The sequence below is a fragment of the Paenibacillus sp. R-74696 genome (assembly GCF_055814915.1).
The window spans coordinates 281,990-297,446 of record NZ_JBPULM010000030.1; the positions used below are offsets into that span (position 1 = coordinate 281,990).

Annotated in this window: 2 protein-coding genes and 1 pseudogene; 1 reads left to right on the forward strand and 2 read right to left on the reverse strand. The window is 59.8% G+C overall.

The features are described from left to right. Position 1 precedes the first annotated feature (1 nt). Positions 2 to 11,512 (reverse strand): SDR family NAD(P)-dependent oxidoreductase, encoded by an 11,511-nt coding sequence (locus ACSR9A_RS12845; protein ID WP_473757587.1) that lies wholly within the window; start codon positions 11,510 to 11,512, stop codon positions 2 to 4. A 134-nt stretch (positions 11,513 to 11,646) separates the two neighbouring features. On the opposite strand from ACSR9A_RS12845, the pseudogene ACSR9A_RS12850 reads away from it, so the two are divergent. Then, positions 11,647 to 11,868: pseudogene (locus tag ACSR9A_RS12850) on the forward strand (IS110 family transposase); the annotation flags it as partial. Positions 11,869 to 12,041: 173 nt separating this feature from the next. On the opposite strand, the gene fabD reads toward ACSR9A_RS12850, so the two are convergent. Continuing rightward, positions 12,042 to 15,440: an ACP S-malonyltransferase gene (gene fabD / locus ACSR9A_RS12855; protein WP_473757588.1), complete on the reverse strand. Its 3,399-nt coding sequence runs from the start codon at positions 15,438 to 15,440 to the stop codon at positions 12,042 to 12,044. Positions 15,441 to 15,457 lie beyond the last annotated feature (17 nt).

Sequence of the window (15,457 nt, forward strand, 5' to 3'; positions counted from 1 at the left end):
GTTACACCTCAACTCCAATTTGCTTCCAGATATTCATCGCGCTCTCTGCCCGTTCGCCCTGTCCGCGCCCGCTCACATCGCGGCGCTGCAAGACAGGAAGCGGAATCGGCTTGCGAAGGATCGAACGCTCCTCAGACTCTTCCCAGCCTTCGAGGATCACGTGCGCGTTGGTGCCGCCGTCGGCAAAGCAGTTGATCGCCGCGATGCGAGCCGTGTCCGTCCAAGGCATGAGTTGACGAGCCATCTCAAACGGCGACGCCTGCAGATCATAATGCGTCATCGCCTCTTCGCCCGACAGGAACGGCACCATCTGCCGGCGCTGTAGCATCAAGACGACTTTAATAAATCCGGCGATCCCTTCCGCGCACAACGGATGCCCGATGTTCGGTTTCATCGACCCCAATCCCAGCGGGAGTTTCGAGGAAGCGCGATACACCGATTGGATCGTCTTCAGTTCCAAGAGGTCGGTCACTTCCGTGCCCGAACCGTTTGTTTCGATATAGCGAACCGCTTCAGGCGATACTCCGCCTTTTCGGAGCGCCGCCTGCAGCACTTGTTTCTGTGCCTCAAGGCTCGGGGTGGCAGGTCCGGCGGTCCGTCCATTGTTGTTGACAGCGACCGCTTTGATGACGGCGTAGATCGCATCGCCATCGCGCAAAGCCTGCTCCACCGTCTTTAGCAAGACCATACCACACCCTTCCCCGACCACGATGCCGTCCGCTCGACGGTCAAAGAGGTGGAACGCCCCTTTTCGGTTCAGGATGTTGCGCTGTTCAAAGATGCGGTGTGTCTCATCGGTGGTCAGCAGAGAGACCCCGCCGACAATCGCCGACTCGATCTCCCGGCTCTGAAGCGCCTGCGCTGCCATGTTCATCCCCACCAGAGCGGAGGAGCAAGCGGTGTCCACTACGACACACGGGCCGCGCAAGTCAAAATACTGCGAGATGTTCGCCGCCAGATAGTTCTGTCCGACAGCCAAAATCGGGTTGCGCATCTGGCCCAAATCCGCCGTGCTCGGCGAGTGCTTGCTGCGCGCCCCGAGGTAGACGCCGACCGAGCGGCCTTTGACCTCCTGCTGGGTGTAGCCGGCGTGGCACAAGAGCTTGAGGCTCTCTTCCAGCACCAGAAGGGCTTGCGGGTCCATCGCTTTGGCGTCTTCCTCCGAGAGATGGAAGAACGACGGGTCATACTGCGTGATGTCGTCGAGCAATCCGGCATCGAAGCCGCTCGAATACCCCCAGCGCCCCTGCGGCACCTCGCGAATGGCGGAACGGCCCTCGGACAGCAACTGCCAATACTGCTCCAGAGAAGCCGCCCCCGGCAGTCGGCAAGACAGGCCGACGACGGCCAGATCAGCGGCCCCAGAGGCCGGGGCCGCTTTGCGCATGGCTGCTTGTCCTTGCTTCGCGACACGCGGCTTGGCAGGACGACTCGGCGCACGATAAGAAGGTGCCGCCAGCTCTTCTTGCTGATCCTGCGTGGCCCCCGTCGCGTTGGCGAGGGCTCGCCCATGCAGAGCCTCCAAATGCTTCGCCAGTGATTCGATCGTCGGGAACTCCAGCAGGAGAGACGGGTCGAGCTTCACTTGCAACGCCTGCGCGATCTGACGCAGCAATTGCACTTGCAAAATGGAATCGACCCCGTAGTCTGCAATCTGCGCATCGACCTCGATCTTGGCCGGGTCCATTTTCAACTCTTTTGCAAAAATCGACCGAACCCAAGCCTCCGCTGTCTGCTCTTGACCGCCTGCCACCACGTTTGCTTTCTGCGCAGGGGCCGCCGGACGCTGTGCCGGAACCACAGGGGCTGTCGGGAGCGCCACCGTCTGCTTTTTGCGCTGCATCAGCGTTTGCGGATTCCAGAGCGATGGGTTGACCACGGCGGACATGACGACCGGGCCGATTTTTCTCGCCAGCACATAATCGAGGAACTCCAGCCCCTCGGCGTTGGTCATCGTCAGAAGGCCTGTCTGCTCGTAGGCTCTGCTCTTGACTTCGCCCATGCCCGCCTCTTTCCAGCTCGGCCATTGCACGCTGACGATCGGACATTCCGGACGCTTCGCTTCCGCCAGATAATCCATGTAGGCATTGGCCACCGCATAGTCGCTCAACCCCGCCGCGAGCGACGGGATCGTGGCCGACACAGACGAGAACGCGACGAAGAACTGCAGCGGCTCTGCGCGGAGACTGCGGTACAACGCGTCAAGTCCCGCAACTTTCGGCTCCAGCACCTTCTCGATGCCTTCGACCGTCTTGCGAATGAAGGCCGAGTTCTCTTCATCGAGCAGGCCCGCCGCATGCAGCACCCCCCCGATCGGGCCGAGGCTGCGGCGAACCGCCTGCACGCTCTCTTCGACCGCCTGAACATCGGACAGCGGCACAGACAGAACCATCACCTGCGCCCCTTCTCGCTCCAGAGCTTGGATACCCTGAAGCTTCCGGGAAACAGGCGTCTGCTCCAGAAGGTGCGCCGCCCACGTCTCGCGCGGCGGCAAGGTTTCCCGTCCGGTCAGCACCAGGCGCTTGACGCCATAGTGTTTGACAAAATGCTGCGCGCACAGATACCCAAGGCCCCGCGTGCCCCCGGTGATCCAGAGCACTTGATCTTCCGGGAACGGCGTTCGCGCTTGCTGCTCGCCTTTTTCCCATTCCTTGAGCCGCGCGCGATAACGCAGCCCGTTTCGCCAGCACGCTTCCGTCTCCTCATCTTCGACTAGGAACTCAGCGGCGATCTGCTCGGCCAGCCTCATCTCATCAGAGACCGGCTCCAGATCGAGATGGCGGGATTGCACATGGCCATATTCACTCTGCAGCATGGGATAGAGCGCCGCACGGGAGGCACCTGCGAGGTTGACCGTCGCATTCTGATACCCTTCCAGCCCCTTGGTGACACCCAAAAGCATCATCCCATCACGGCGGCCGTGTTCGATCAGCAGCTGAAGCCAGCTCATCCATTCCGCCGACTCCTTGCGCTCCTGACCGCAGCCGACCAGATCGATCAGGCCGTCATACGCCTGCCAATCCAGCTCTTGCGGCTCTTGCGCCACATCGAATAGGCGGCTTTGCGGCAGTCTCTTCGCCAGCTCGGTGGCCAAACTGCGCGTCTCCGGCGTGGTCAGGATCGCCACCGCCAGGTTGACGCTGCGGCTTGGAGCTGCCGAACATGGCTCCCACACTTTTTTCAGAAAATACATCTTGCGCTCTGCCGCCGTGCTGTTTCCTTGCCACTCGCCTTCGACCGACTCCAGCACCAGTCCGCGCATCTGCACGCAGACCTCACCCGTTTCGTCGCAGAGGTCGAGGTCATAGCTGGCCTCGCCGCTTCGAATCAGCGCCCACATCGCAGACGGGCACGGACGGAGGATATCCAGCGACTGCAGGGAGACCGGTCGAGTCGGCTTGCGATCGGTCTGTTTAAGCGTAAAAGCGTTCACGGCCTGAACCGCAGCTTCCAGCAAGGTCGGGTGCAGCACATAGTCTGCTTCCGTGGCAAGAGCTGCTGACGGCAGGACGAGCTTGGCCAGCACGTGGCTCTCTCCCAGATAGAGCGTCTCGATCCCTTGCAGGCTCGGCCCATAGGCCGTCCCCATCGCGCGGAAGGCATCGTAGCATTGCTCAGCCGTCAGAACGCGGAGTCCCGACTGCACCTGCAAGGCGTGCAGATCGAGCGGCGGTGCTGGATCGAACGCGCAGATCTCGACTTCGCCATAGCTATACAGCGTCGGAGCTTCCTCCCCTTGTGGGATGTCACCGCTGATCTCATAGGCGATCTCGCCGTCCTCCAGCGCATGGAGTCCGACATGCAGACGTATAGATTCGCCTACTGCAACGATCGGTTGCGGCCAGACGACATCTTTCAAACGCATGGATGTCGGATCGTTCGCTTCAAGACCCGTCGCCAGTAAGGCAGCCGCTCGCGCCAGCTCCAGCTCTGCGACGCCCGGCAGTACCGGGTTGCCATAGACGACGTGATCGCGGAGGAAGAATTCGCGGCCCGGCAGCGTCGAACGGAACCGCACTTCGGTCAGGTCGGACGTGTTCTCGTGCACCAGCGGATGCAGCATCGCGGCCCGTCCTACGCCCGTCCCGCTCTGCACAGCTCCGTCGATCGGAAGCCAGTAGCTCTCCTTGGCAAACGGATAGCCCGGCAGCGAGATGCGACCTGGCTTGCCTGTTGCATATTGCCGGCTCCAATCGATCGACAGCCCTTTAGCCCACAGGTCGAGCAGCTTGCCGAACTTGCCTTTTGCCTGCCATGCCTCGATCACCGCCTGCATGTCCTCGTCCTGCGCGAAGAGGGCCAGCGTGTCCTTGTAGTGCTTGACATGTCCGTGGAACAGGCCGTCGATTCCTCGTTTGCCGGACTGGAAATCTTGCAGTTTGGCACTCAGTTCCTTGAGCGACGAGGCAAGCACGGCCAGACGCTCCTCCATCGTCTCGCGGCCCAACTGCAAGGTGTAGGCGATCGCCGGCATGTCCGCGTCGCTGTATGCACCGCTCTCAACAGCCTGCAGCAAGCGCTGTGCCTGTTCTTGCAGACGGTCTGCGTTCTTGGCCGAGAGCACGATGACGTGCGGATCCGTTCCGAAATGGTCACGCTGTTGCTCTACCGCTTGGTATTCCTCGATGATCACATGCGCGTTCGCACCGCCGGCCCCGAACGACGAGAGACCCGCAAGGCGCGGGAACTCCCTTGTCTGACCGTCGATCTCCACCAGAGGGCGCTTCCATTCCATCAGCTCTTGCGGCACGACAAACGGGCTGTTCCGGAAGTCGATGTTTGCGTTGAGCTGTTGAGAGTGCAAGGACGGAGCGATTCTGCGGTGCTTGAGCTGGAGCAGCACTTTGGTCAGGCCGGCGATGCCGGCGCTCGCTTCCAGATGCCCGATGTTTGACTTGACAGAGCCGATCGCGCAGAACTGCTTGTCTCGCGTGTATTTGCCAAACGCGCGGGAGAGCCCGGTGATCTCGATCGGGTCGCCCAGCGCCGTGCCGGTGCCGTGCGCCTCGATGTAGCTGATCGCGCGCGGGTTGATCTTCGCCCGCTCCAGCGCTTTCAGAATCATGTCCGACTGCGCCGTCGGGTTCGGCACCGTATACCCGTTGGTCTTGCCTCCGTGATTGACAGCGGTCGCCTTGATGACACCGTAGATGTGGTCGCCGTCCTTCACCGCTTGTTCGAGCGGCTTGAGCAGCACGGCGCCGATGCCTTCGCCCGGCACATACCCGTCGCCATCCGCGCCAAAACTTCTGCATCTGCCATCCGTCGCCAGGAACTTGTACTGGCTCAGGAACAGATATTTCCCCGCGCCGATCGACAGGTTGACGCCGCCGGCGATGGCGACGCTGCTCTCTCCGTTCAGAAGGCTCTGGCAGGCGAGATGCAGCGCGGTCAGGGACGAAGAGCACGCGGTATCCACCGTCAGGCTCGGCCCGTTGAAGTTGCAGAAATACGAAACGCGGTTGGCGATGCTGTAGAGCAGCGTGCTTGGGCTGAGCACATGGCCCTGCGCCTGTGCGAGCACACCAAGCTCTTGATACGGCTGCCACAGCGCCCCGACGAACACGCCGACCGACTGATCGCTGAGGCTCTGTCTCGTATAGCCGGCATCTTCGAGCGCATGCCAGACCACCTCAAGGAACAAACGCTCCTGTGGGTCCATCAGCTCGGCTTCACGCGGCGGGATGTTGAAGAACATCGGGTCGAACTTGTCCACATCATCGAGGAAACTACCCCATTTGCTGTACAGCTTGTCGTTTTGCTTGTCCGGATCATAGTAGCGCACATAATCAAATCGATTCGGTCGGATCTCTTCGATGCAGTCCTTGCCCGCTTGGATGTTTTCCCAGAATTCCGCCAGCGATCCGGCCTGCGGATAGCGCCCGGCAAGGCCGATGATCGCGATATCCCGCACAGCCGGAGCGTGCGGTGTCATCGCGACCGTCTCGACCACATCCGCGGAACGCGCGATTTCTTGAGCACTCGCCACAGCTGCTACTGTCGATTCAACTGCCACCTCTACAACCTCATCCACTTCAACCGTTTCCGGCAATTGCAGCAGCGAATGCAGCATCTCTTCATACTCCTCCAGGAAATAACCCGTCAGATCTTCCAAGTTGCGGTACTCAAAGAACAGAGTCTTGGACAGCTCGGTCCCGAACGCATCCTCGAATAGCTTGTTCAGCTCCAAGATCATCACCGAGTTGATGCCATACGCTTCGAACGCTTCCTCCGTCCGGATCATCGACGGCTCCAGCCCGATCGCCTCAGACAGCAGACCCCGCACGAATTCCTGTGCACGAGATCTCAGCACCGCCACTCCACGGTCGCGAGCCGCCTGCGTTTGGGCCGTCGACACCGGGGCTGCCACCTGCACCAAGGCCGATTTTTCATAATTCGTCGCCTTGATCAAGAAATTGACGAGCCGCGCCACCACGCGCCCCTCCTCGTCGCAAACGGTCAGGTTAAACTTCTTGATGTCCGGATTGTTCTTCGTCTTCGGGCTGACTTCACTGTAGACGTGGCATCTGCGCGGCACGATCCCCCACATCTCCAAGCTTTCGATCGCAATCGGGATAAAATCGCGCTCGTCATCGCCGTGGAAGCGGTTGTTGATCAGCGCCGTCTGGAACACGCCCGTTAGCATCGTCGGGTGCAGCAGGTACTCCTCATACGTGTCTGCGATCATCTCCGGCAGTTCCAGCGTCGCCAGCGCTTCCTGCTCGTTGAGCACCATCTCCTGCATCGGCATGAAGCTCTCCCCGACTATCAAGCCCTCCGCATGAATCTGCTGATAGACCTGCTCCCGCGTCCAGCTCGCCGTGCATCGCTCTCGAATCGCTGCGAGATCGAGCGTTTCCACCTCGCTCTGCGCCAGCTGCCACGGAGCATATTGTAGCGCCCCGGTCGCATGCACGACGCGCTCGGCCCCTTCCATTCTGTAGATCTCGTAGTCGGTGCGCTCCCCTTTTGGCAGCAGTTGAATGAACACATCAAACGGCTCTCCGCTCGAAGACAGTTGCTTCGCCCAGTAGCAGTTGAGCAGCTTGCTCACCCGCCGGCCCGGAAGAGCGAGTGCGCCGGCCTGTCTGGCCATCTCGGCATAGCACGCGCCTGGCACATTGTATTTGTTGTCCACCACATGATCGACCTGATAGAACTCCGTGTTGTCATAACGTCGCTGGTACAGCCCCTGCTCGCCAGCGACCTTGTTCAGATCGATCAGCCCCGAGCTGCGATACAGCGGAGCCAGAGCCCCCAGCTCGGCATAGTGCGCCTCGATGACCGCGCGCTGCTTGTCTTGCAGCAGATAGTCCAGAATCTGTTGCGAGGTTTCATGCTCAAACAGCAACGGCGGTTTGAAATCGACGCCAAAATACTGCGAGATCAGGTTCGCGATCTGCAGCAGCGACAGCGACGCCACCCCGAGCTGCTGCAGCGGCTGGCTGGCACCGATCTCCGCCGGAGCCAGGTGCAGCGCTTGTGCGAGGATGCTGTAGAGATCCCGACGGATCATCGTCGGCACATCCAGTTCTCGCACAGTCTCCACCTTCTTGCGTATGCCAAAGTGCTGGTTGATTTTCATCTGGTCACCTTCGATCCCTACGATGTGAGCGAAACCTTCCTGACTTGCCAGATGCAGCGCTTCCCGGAGCAGGACCAAGCCCTGCGGCGTTTCCAGCGGCTGCATCCCGAACACCTTCCAGAGGTGCTCCTTCTCCTCCGGCTCCACGGTCATCCCGCCGTTCGCCCAGAGCGGCCAGTTGATCGCCAGCGATAGACCGCTGCGCCTGCCCTCGGCGACGAGCTGCTGCCGGTGCACCGCATACGCATCCATGAAGCTGTTGCCCGAAGAATAATCGCACTGCCCTTGATTGGGCATCAGCGCTGCAATTGATGAGAACATGACAAAAAAGTCCAGTTCGTCGCCGGCCGTCGCGTCGTCCAGATGGAGCGTCCCCGCGAGTTTGGGCTGCAGGACTTTTTCAAAAGACTCGGTTGTTTTGCGCAGGATGAAGCTGTCTTCAATCAACCCGCTTCCCTGCAAAACGCCGTGGATGCAGCCATAGGTCGCACGCGCTTGCTCCACCGCCGCACGCACTTGTCCGGCATCGCCGAGGCCCGCCCGAATGTACAGGCCAGAGCCCCCCAGACTTGCCAGCCTGTCAAGCTGTGCCGCGATTCTCTCATCCTGCTCTCTTCGCCCGAGCAACACGACCTTCGCCTTATATTCCTTGGCAAGATAGTCGGAAAAAATCTGCCCCAGGCCGCCCGTGCCGCCTGCAATCAGATACACCCCGCCTTGACGCAGCGCATAAGCCTGCTTCTGCAAGCCGCCCGCCACGGTCACCATCTCGCGCAGTTGCCTTGTCCCACCTACATATCTCACTTCATGCAGCGGGGACGGAGCACTCGCAAACAGCTCCTCTAGAAGCGCCCGGCCACAGTTTTCAAAGTGATCTGTGAACGCCGCCACCTCCAGATGAAGGCGCGGGTACTCATACTTCAGCGTGCGAGCCAGCCCGCCGGCCGCATACAGGGCGGGCAGCGCCTCGGACGACATGCTCTCGCCGGCGTAGAGGATCTTGATCGGGTCTTTAAACCGGCTCTTAATCAGAGCTCCTGCCAGCACGAGCAGCCCCCGCAGGTCTTCCACCCCCATATGGACGGCCGGCACGAGAATCTGCCGCACGGGAAACCCGCTCGCCTTGACTTCCTGCAGCGCTTCCAGATAGCGATCCGGGTCCTGCTCGGCGATCGTCAAGCGCCGGAACGGCACCTCCTCGCCCAGTTTGCCGCGTATCCAATCGGCCAGCGACTCCGAACCGTTGAGGAGGAGCAAGCCCTTCGCCTCCGCTTCCGGACCGCAGGCTTCCTCCCGCCACTTCGAGGTGTAATAGAGCAGACCTTGTTCGCTCGGCGCTTCTTTTCTCGTTTCTTCGTTCCTTGCTTCTTCTTTTCTCACCAACGCCCGCTTCGTAAAATTCTTCACCGAAGCCAGCACGCGACCTTCGCTGTCGCAAAGATACAGATCGAACTGGATCGAACCGCTCTGCTGCACCTGACGCTGCTTAACATAGTAATAGCGCACAGCTTCCAAGCTTCCCGCAACCGTGAAGCTCTCCGCATAATACGGCACATACTGCGATTCGCTCGCCGTTCCGTTTCGCACGCTCAAGCACACCGCCGTCTGCAGCGCCCCGTCCAGAATGCCGGCTGCAATGCGCTCGTGATTCCGAACGTCCACCTCCGCAATCGCCTCATCAGCCGAGCAGTGCAGCGTCTCGATCACCTGGAACGAAGACCCATACACCAGACCGTTTTCGGAAAAGAGACCATACAGCCCGGCCTTCGATTCCTTCGTCTCGCAACGCTTGCGAATCTCCTCCACCTCGATGCGCTCTTCCGTCCGCGCCACCTGCTTGAGCAGGCGGCCTTGGCAGTGCAGGTCCGCACCTGAACGGATGCGCACAGCCCGGTCGCTTCCTTCCTCCTTCACGTTCAAGAGGAGGGTGCGCGGCTCGTCGAGAACGGCCAACGGCTTCAGCCAGTACACATCTTGGAACGTTACACCAGCTGTCCACTCTTCCTTCAGCTCTCCGACGATCAGGTCCAGATAGCCCACGCCCGGCAGCACTTTCTGCCGCTGAACGAGATGGTCTTGCACCATCCGCTCCGTAGCAGGGAGCAGGATCTGCTTGTCGCCGGAAGCCGCATCCGCCTTCACCGTCTTCGGCTCAAACCAGCATCGCAACCGCTCAAACGGATACCCCGGCACCTCGATGCGAGAACCGTGGAAGCTCGCCTGCTCCCATTCGATCCCCTCTCCCTTCACCCAAGCCTCGGCGAGCAGGAATAGATCGTCCGTCGAAGTAGCGACCTGCACAGGCGCGTCAGGCTTCGTCACCGCCACGCCTTGGAACAGCGACAGCGAGGCCTGCTCGCTCACATACCGCTCCAGCTCCTCCACCACCTGCTCCACCGACGAAGCGACCATCGCCAGACGCTCCTCGAACTCCTCGCGCCCGAACATCAGCGTGAACGCGAGATCGTCCACATGCACAGACTGTCCGGCTTCGCTTTGCAAAAATGTGAGCAGTCGCTCCGCCGATGCCCGCAACTTCCCTTTTTTCGCAGACAAAAGCACCAACCGCTTCTGCGACGCGCTCTTGGCGCGAGGTCTGTTGCTGCGCGGCGGCTCTTCCAAAATCACATGCGCATTGACGCCGCCCATGCCAAACCCGCTGACCCCCGCCTGTCTCGGCAGCAGCTTGCCTTCGATACGCCGCTTTTTCCACGCGGTCGGAGCCGTGACGAGGCCAAACGCCGACCCCTCAAACGAGATGTACGGATTGAGCTCTGTAAAATTGAGCAGCTCCGGCAGCACGCCATGCTTCATCGCCAGCAGCACCTTGATGATCGAAGCCATCCCGGCCGCGCTCTCCAGATGGCCGATGTTCGTCTTGACCGAGCCGAGCAAGCAAGAGTTCTCGCGCGGCTGCAGGCCCCGCTCCTCATAGTACTGCCCGTATGCTTTCTTCAGCGCATTGATCTCGATCGGGTCGCCCAGCGGCGTGCCTGTGCCGTGCGCTTCTATGTAGGAGATGTTGCGCGGGTCCGCTTCGGAGCGCTGCAGCGCCGTGTAGACCACCTCAGACTGAGCAGTCACGTTGGGGGCCGTCAGGAAATTCGAGCGCCCACCATGATTGATCGCCGTCGCCTTGATCACACCCAAGATGTTGTCACGGTCTTCCACCGCCTTGTCCAGCGGCTTGAGGAACAGGGCCGCCACGCCTTCACCGCGCACATAGCCGTTCGCCGACGCATCAAACGTTTTGCATTGCCCGTCCACCGACAGCATGCCGGACTTGGCATGGGAGATGTACATCCGTGGGCTGAGCAGCGCATTGACGCCCCCGACGATCGCCGCCTCGCATTCCCCTTCCCGAATATCGCGCACCGCGTTGTGTAGGGCGACCAGAGAACTGGAGCACGCGGTGTCTATGGCTTCGCTCGGCCCTCTGAAGTTAAAAAAATACGACACGCGGTTCGCGAGGATCGAGTGTACCGTTCCTGTGGAAACAAAGGCGCTGATGTTCTCCCCCAACAGCTCGGCATAGTCGTTTTTCGAAACGCCCGCATAGACGCCGATCTTCCGGCCCGACAGACTCTTTGGGCTGTAGCCAGCGTTTTCAATCACCTGCCAGACCGTTTCTAGGAACAGGCGGTGCTGCGGGTCGATAAAATTCGCCTCTTTGGGCGAGATGCCAAAAAACAGCGGGTCGAATCGATCCACCTCCTCGATGAATCCGCCCCACTTGCTGTTCGTCTTGTTCTCTTCCTTTTGCGGGTCGCCGTACACATCCTCCCACTTCCAGCGGTCTTGCGGAATGACAGAGATGCAGTTGAGGCCTGCATTGAGGTTGTTCCAGAATTCCTGCGTGTTCTTTGCCCCCGGAAAACGACCGGCGATTCCGACGATGGCAACTTCTCGCTTTGGCGTTTGAGTCATCCAGCTCCGCTCCTCGTTTAGTATTTCTTGAATCTATTTCTAAGCCATTTTCCAGCGTCCTCGGGAGCTGGTGGCGACCTTCAAAACTTCGAGTAAGTTTGCTCCTTGAAATCTGAATTAGGGACTGGACTTTCCGGTATGCCTCTGGACAATTGGTTGAAGCAGCCAACTCAATGAAGAACTGCGATGAAGAATTCGGCGAGCATTGCCTGAAGAAATACATGGAAGTCCCTAAGCACCAACACAAACGCGCCGTCGTCTTAACGGCAAGAAAACTTGTGCGACTGGTCGATGTGCTGCTGCGCAACGGCCAACTCTACACGCCTCGAAGGAAGGTGAACACGGCGAAGGAATAACGCCCCTTTGCTAAAGTCCTTTGCGAATTCCTAGTTAAAATCTGGATATTGCTTGATTTTCTACTAGGTCTAATTTGATGCGCCTATTTTTCGGAACTCCCAGCCGTTACAGCCAAGAAAATTTCAAGTTCAACCGACTCAGGGACTTGACATCATACTGCTGGACTTTTTGCTTACAATCCGACCAGTTCAGAGATGCGCCGGTTCAGCAGGTTTGCCGTTTCGTGCATCAGTTTTTCGCCGATCACATCGACATGGCGCGCTCTCCAGCTTTCCAGCGACGTGCCTTTCACCCAGCGGTTGAACGCCCCCAAGGCCGGGCCGCAATGCACCTGATAATCCACCGTGTGCTCGGCGTCCCCACTGAGCGCCATACGCGACGAATAGCCAAAATACCATTTGAAGATCAGCCCCATCTTGTGCTTGGGATTGCGCTCCGCCTTCTCGATCTCCTGCGGGGCCACATAGGCTTGTACTTCGCGGTAGACCTCGTCGAAACTGCGCTTGAAGTAACGCTCTTGCAAAATGCGGCGGGTCTTCTCATCGATCTCCTCCAGCGAGTTGAACTGGCGGTAGAGATCGTACAGCTTGTTTGCACGGGCCGGGAAAAAGACGCCTTTTTTCAAAACCTGCACGCGAGCGCCGATCTCAAACATGTCGCCCGCGGGCGCATAGGCCGTGTCCTGCACGTTCATCTCCTGCAGCAGATCCTTCACCGACTCGGACGTCTGCGCTTCCACCGTGCATTGGTTAATCGAGCCGGTCACGAGATAATCCGCCCCGAGCACGAGTGCCGCCACCGCCGCTTCCGGGGTTCCGATGCCGCCGGCCGCTCCGATGCGAATCTTCTTCTTGTATCCGTATTTGGCCATCATCTCATCGCGCAGGCGAACGATCGACGGAAGCAGCACGGAAGAGACCCCCTGATCGGTATGTCCGCCGGAATCGGCCTCGACAGTGATGTCATCCGCCATCGGAACTTCGCGGAGCAGATTTGCTTCCTCGCGCGTGATCCGCTGTTCCAGCAACAGCTTGTCGACGATGCGCTCCGGTGCCGGGCTCAGAAACGCCTCAGCAACTTCCGGGCGCGAGACTTTGGCGAGGATGCGGTTTTCGACAATCACGCCGCCTTCTGCCGAGCGTTTCAGCCCTTTCGCTCGGTAGCGGACCAATGCGGAGTTCACCGCCATGTAGGCGCTTGCCTCCAGGTTCCGCACGCCGGTGCGTAGGAAGAGATCGACCGTCATCTCCTCCATCGATGGGCTGCCTTGGTTATGCAGCAGGTTCATGCCATACGCCTCACCGCGCGTCAACACCTGCTGAATCGTGCGGATCGCCTGTTCGATCTGCTCCAGCTTCATGCCGCCGGTCCCGTAAAAACCCAGCATGCCCGCCTTGCCGACCTGAATGACCAGGCGCTCAGAAGCCACGCCGCGATACATCGAGCCCGTGACATAGGCGTACTTCAAGTTATAATCCTTCTTGAACTCCTCATCGCCCAGCGATTCTGCCATGCTCGCCCTTCTCGACACACGCACGACCGGCTCGCTCACAGCTTCCCTCACCGGCACGACCTCCACCGGAGCGGGAGCAAGCGCCTCAACAGCGACTGCCACCTCCGCGACCGCGACCGACGCTTTCGTCACCTCAGGCACAGGCACAGTCACAGACGCCGCCACAGCCACCGGCACCGCCTCCTCCACGTCATCCGCTTCCGGCTCGATCACGAGCGGTTCCGCTTTGCGGCGGATCGTGGTGACGAGCTTGGTCAGGACATTGCCCGGCCCGACCTCTTCGATCTCGATCTCGCCAAGGCCCATCAGATAGCGCACGCTGTCCGTCCACTTGACCGGAGACACGATCTGCTGCACCAAATTATCCTTCACCTGCCGTTGCTTGTACGGACGCGCATAAATGTTTGAGATGACCGGAATCTCCAGTTTTGAAAATTCAAACGATTCCAGATACGCTTCAAAACTCCGCTTGCTCTCCGCCATATACCGGGAATGGAAAGCCCCGCTCACATTGAGCGGAACGTACATGCGCACGCCCGCTTCCTCAAAAAACGGCTGCGCGCGCAGGATGTCCGTCTTCAAGCCAGCGATGACGATCTGGCCCGGCGAATTGTAGTTGGCGATGTCGATCCCGTCCAACCCGTTCTCCATCAGCACCCGGTCGATCTGCTCCATCGTAAACCCAATCACCGCCGCCATGCCCCCACCGCTCGCAAGGCTCATCAGTTCGCCACGCTTCTTGACTATCCGCAGACCGGTAGCAAAATCAAACGCCCCTGCTGCAAACAGCGCATTGTACTCACCCAAGCTGTGCCCGGCCACATAATCCGGCTTGCATCCCGTCTCCAGCACCTTCTTGAGAAAACTCAGTGCGCTGACCACATACAGAGCCGGCTGCGTGTACTGCGTCTGGCCCAGCTGATTGTCCGGGTCCTCCAAGCACAGCCTTTTGATTGAATAGCCCAAGATCTCATCCGCTTGTGCCATCAGATCTGCAAACTCGTCAAACAGCGTACCTCCCATGCCTTTGTGCTGAGAACCTTGTCCAGGAAACACGTATGCTTTCATAGGTTGTCCTCCCTTTCTGATGCGCGATGAAATGAGTTGCTCCAGTTGCTCGCAAACCTTGTTGAAGTTCTTGAGATCCTGCTGATACGGCGTGAGGACCGCATAGCTTTGCGAGAGCGAATCCTGTTTAAAATTCCGCTTGGCCAGATTAGCCAGCGTTCCCGAAGGACCTAAGTCCACGTACAGGCAATCGTCTCCCCGCTCCAGCGCCTGCATCGCTTCGGAAAAGCGAATCGGCTGTCGCGCCACCTCCCAGAAATACTCGCTCCTCAGCGCTGTCTCCCGCCGCCCGGTCACCCCGGAATAAAATCGTACCCGAGGCTGGCGATACGAGAGCCCGCGCAGCCGCGCCACATAGGAAGCGGCAGCCGGATCAATCCATGAGGAATGGTATGCAAAGGAGGCCGGCAGAATCTGATAGGTGATGCCTTTCTCCCGCAGCGCCACCCCGATGCTCGGCAGCATCGCCGCCGGGCCGGCCACCACAAAATGCGCGTCCGAATTGATCGACGCCATCTCCGTGTTCTGACGCAAGAGCAGCATCCTATCATAGAGGCTCGGCTCCTGCAGAATCCCGATCATCCCGCCGGGGAGACAGGTAGCCTCAAACGCCTTGGCCTGCTCCACCACCAGCTTTAGCGTGACCTCCACATCGAGCACACCTGCCACAGCCGCCGCCGCGAACTCGCCCATGCTGCTGCCAAGGACCGCATCTGGCTTGACCCCGCGGGCCATCACCGTCTGCGCCAGCGCATATTCCACCATGAAGATCGCGGGGTGGGTCAGCAGCGTCCGTTCAAACGGCTCGTCTCGGCGCTTGTCCTCCGCATACAGACGCGCCAGCACCGACTCCCCGACGAGCGGCGTCACCATCTCGTCCAACTTGTTCATCCACTTGCGAAACTCAGATACCTCCTCATAGAGCCCTCGACCCATCTGGTAAAACTGAGAACCCTGCCCGGAGAAAAGAAACACTATCGGCTTGCCCATCCATGTCCCTCCTGAAC

Excerpts from the sequence above, each read along its gene's own strand:
- ACSR9A_RS12845 (WP_473757587.1), bottom strand. The coding sequence starts at position 11,512 with ATGACTCAAACGCCAAAGCGAGAAGTTGCCATCGTCGGAATCGCCGGT.
- fabD (WP_473757588.1), bottom strand. The coding sequence starts at position 15,440 with ATGGGCAAGCCGATAGTGTTTCTTTTCTCCGGGCAGGGTTCTCAGTTT.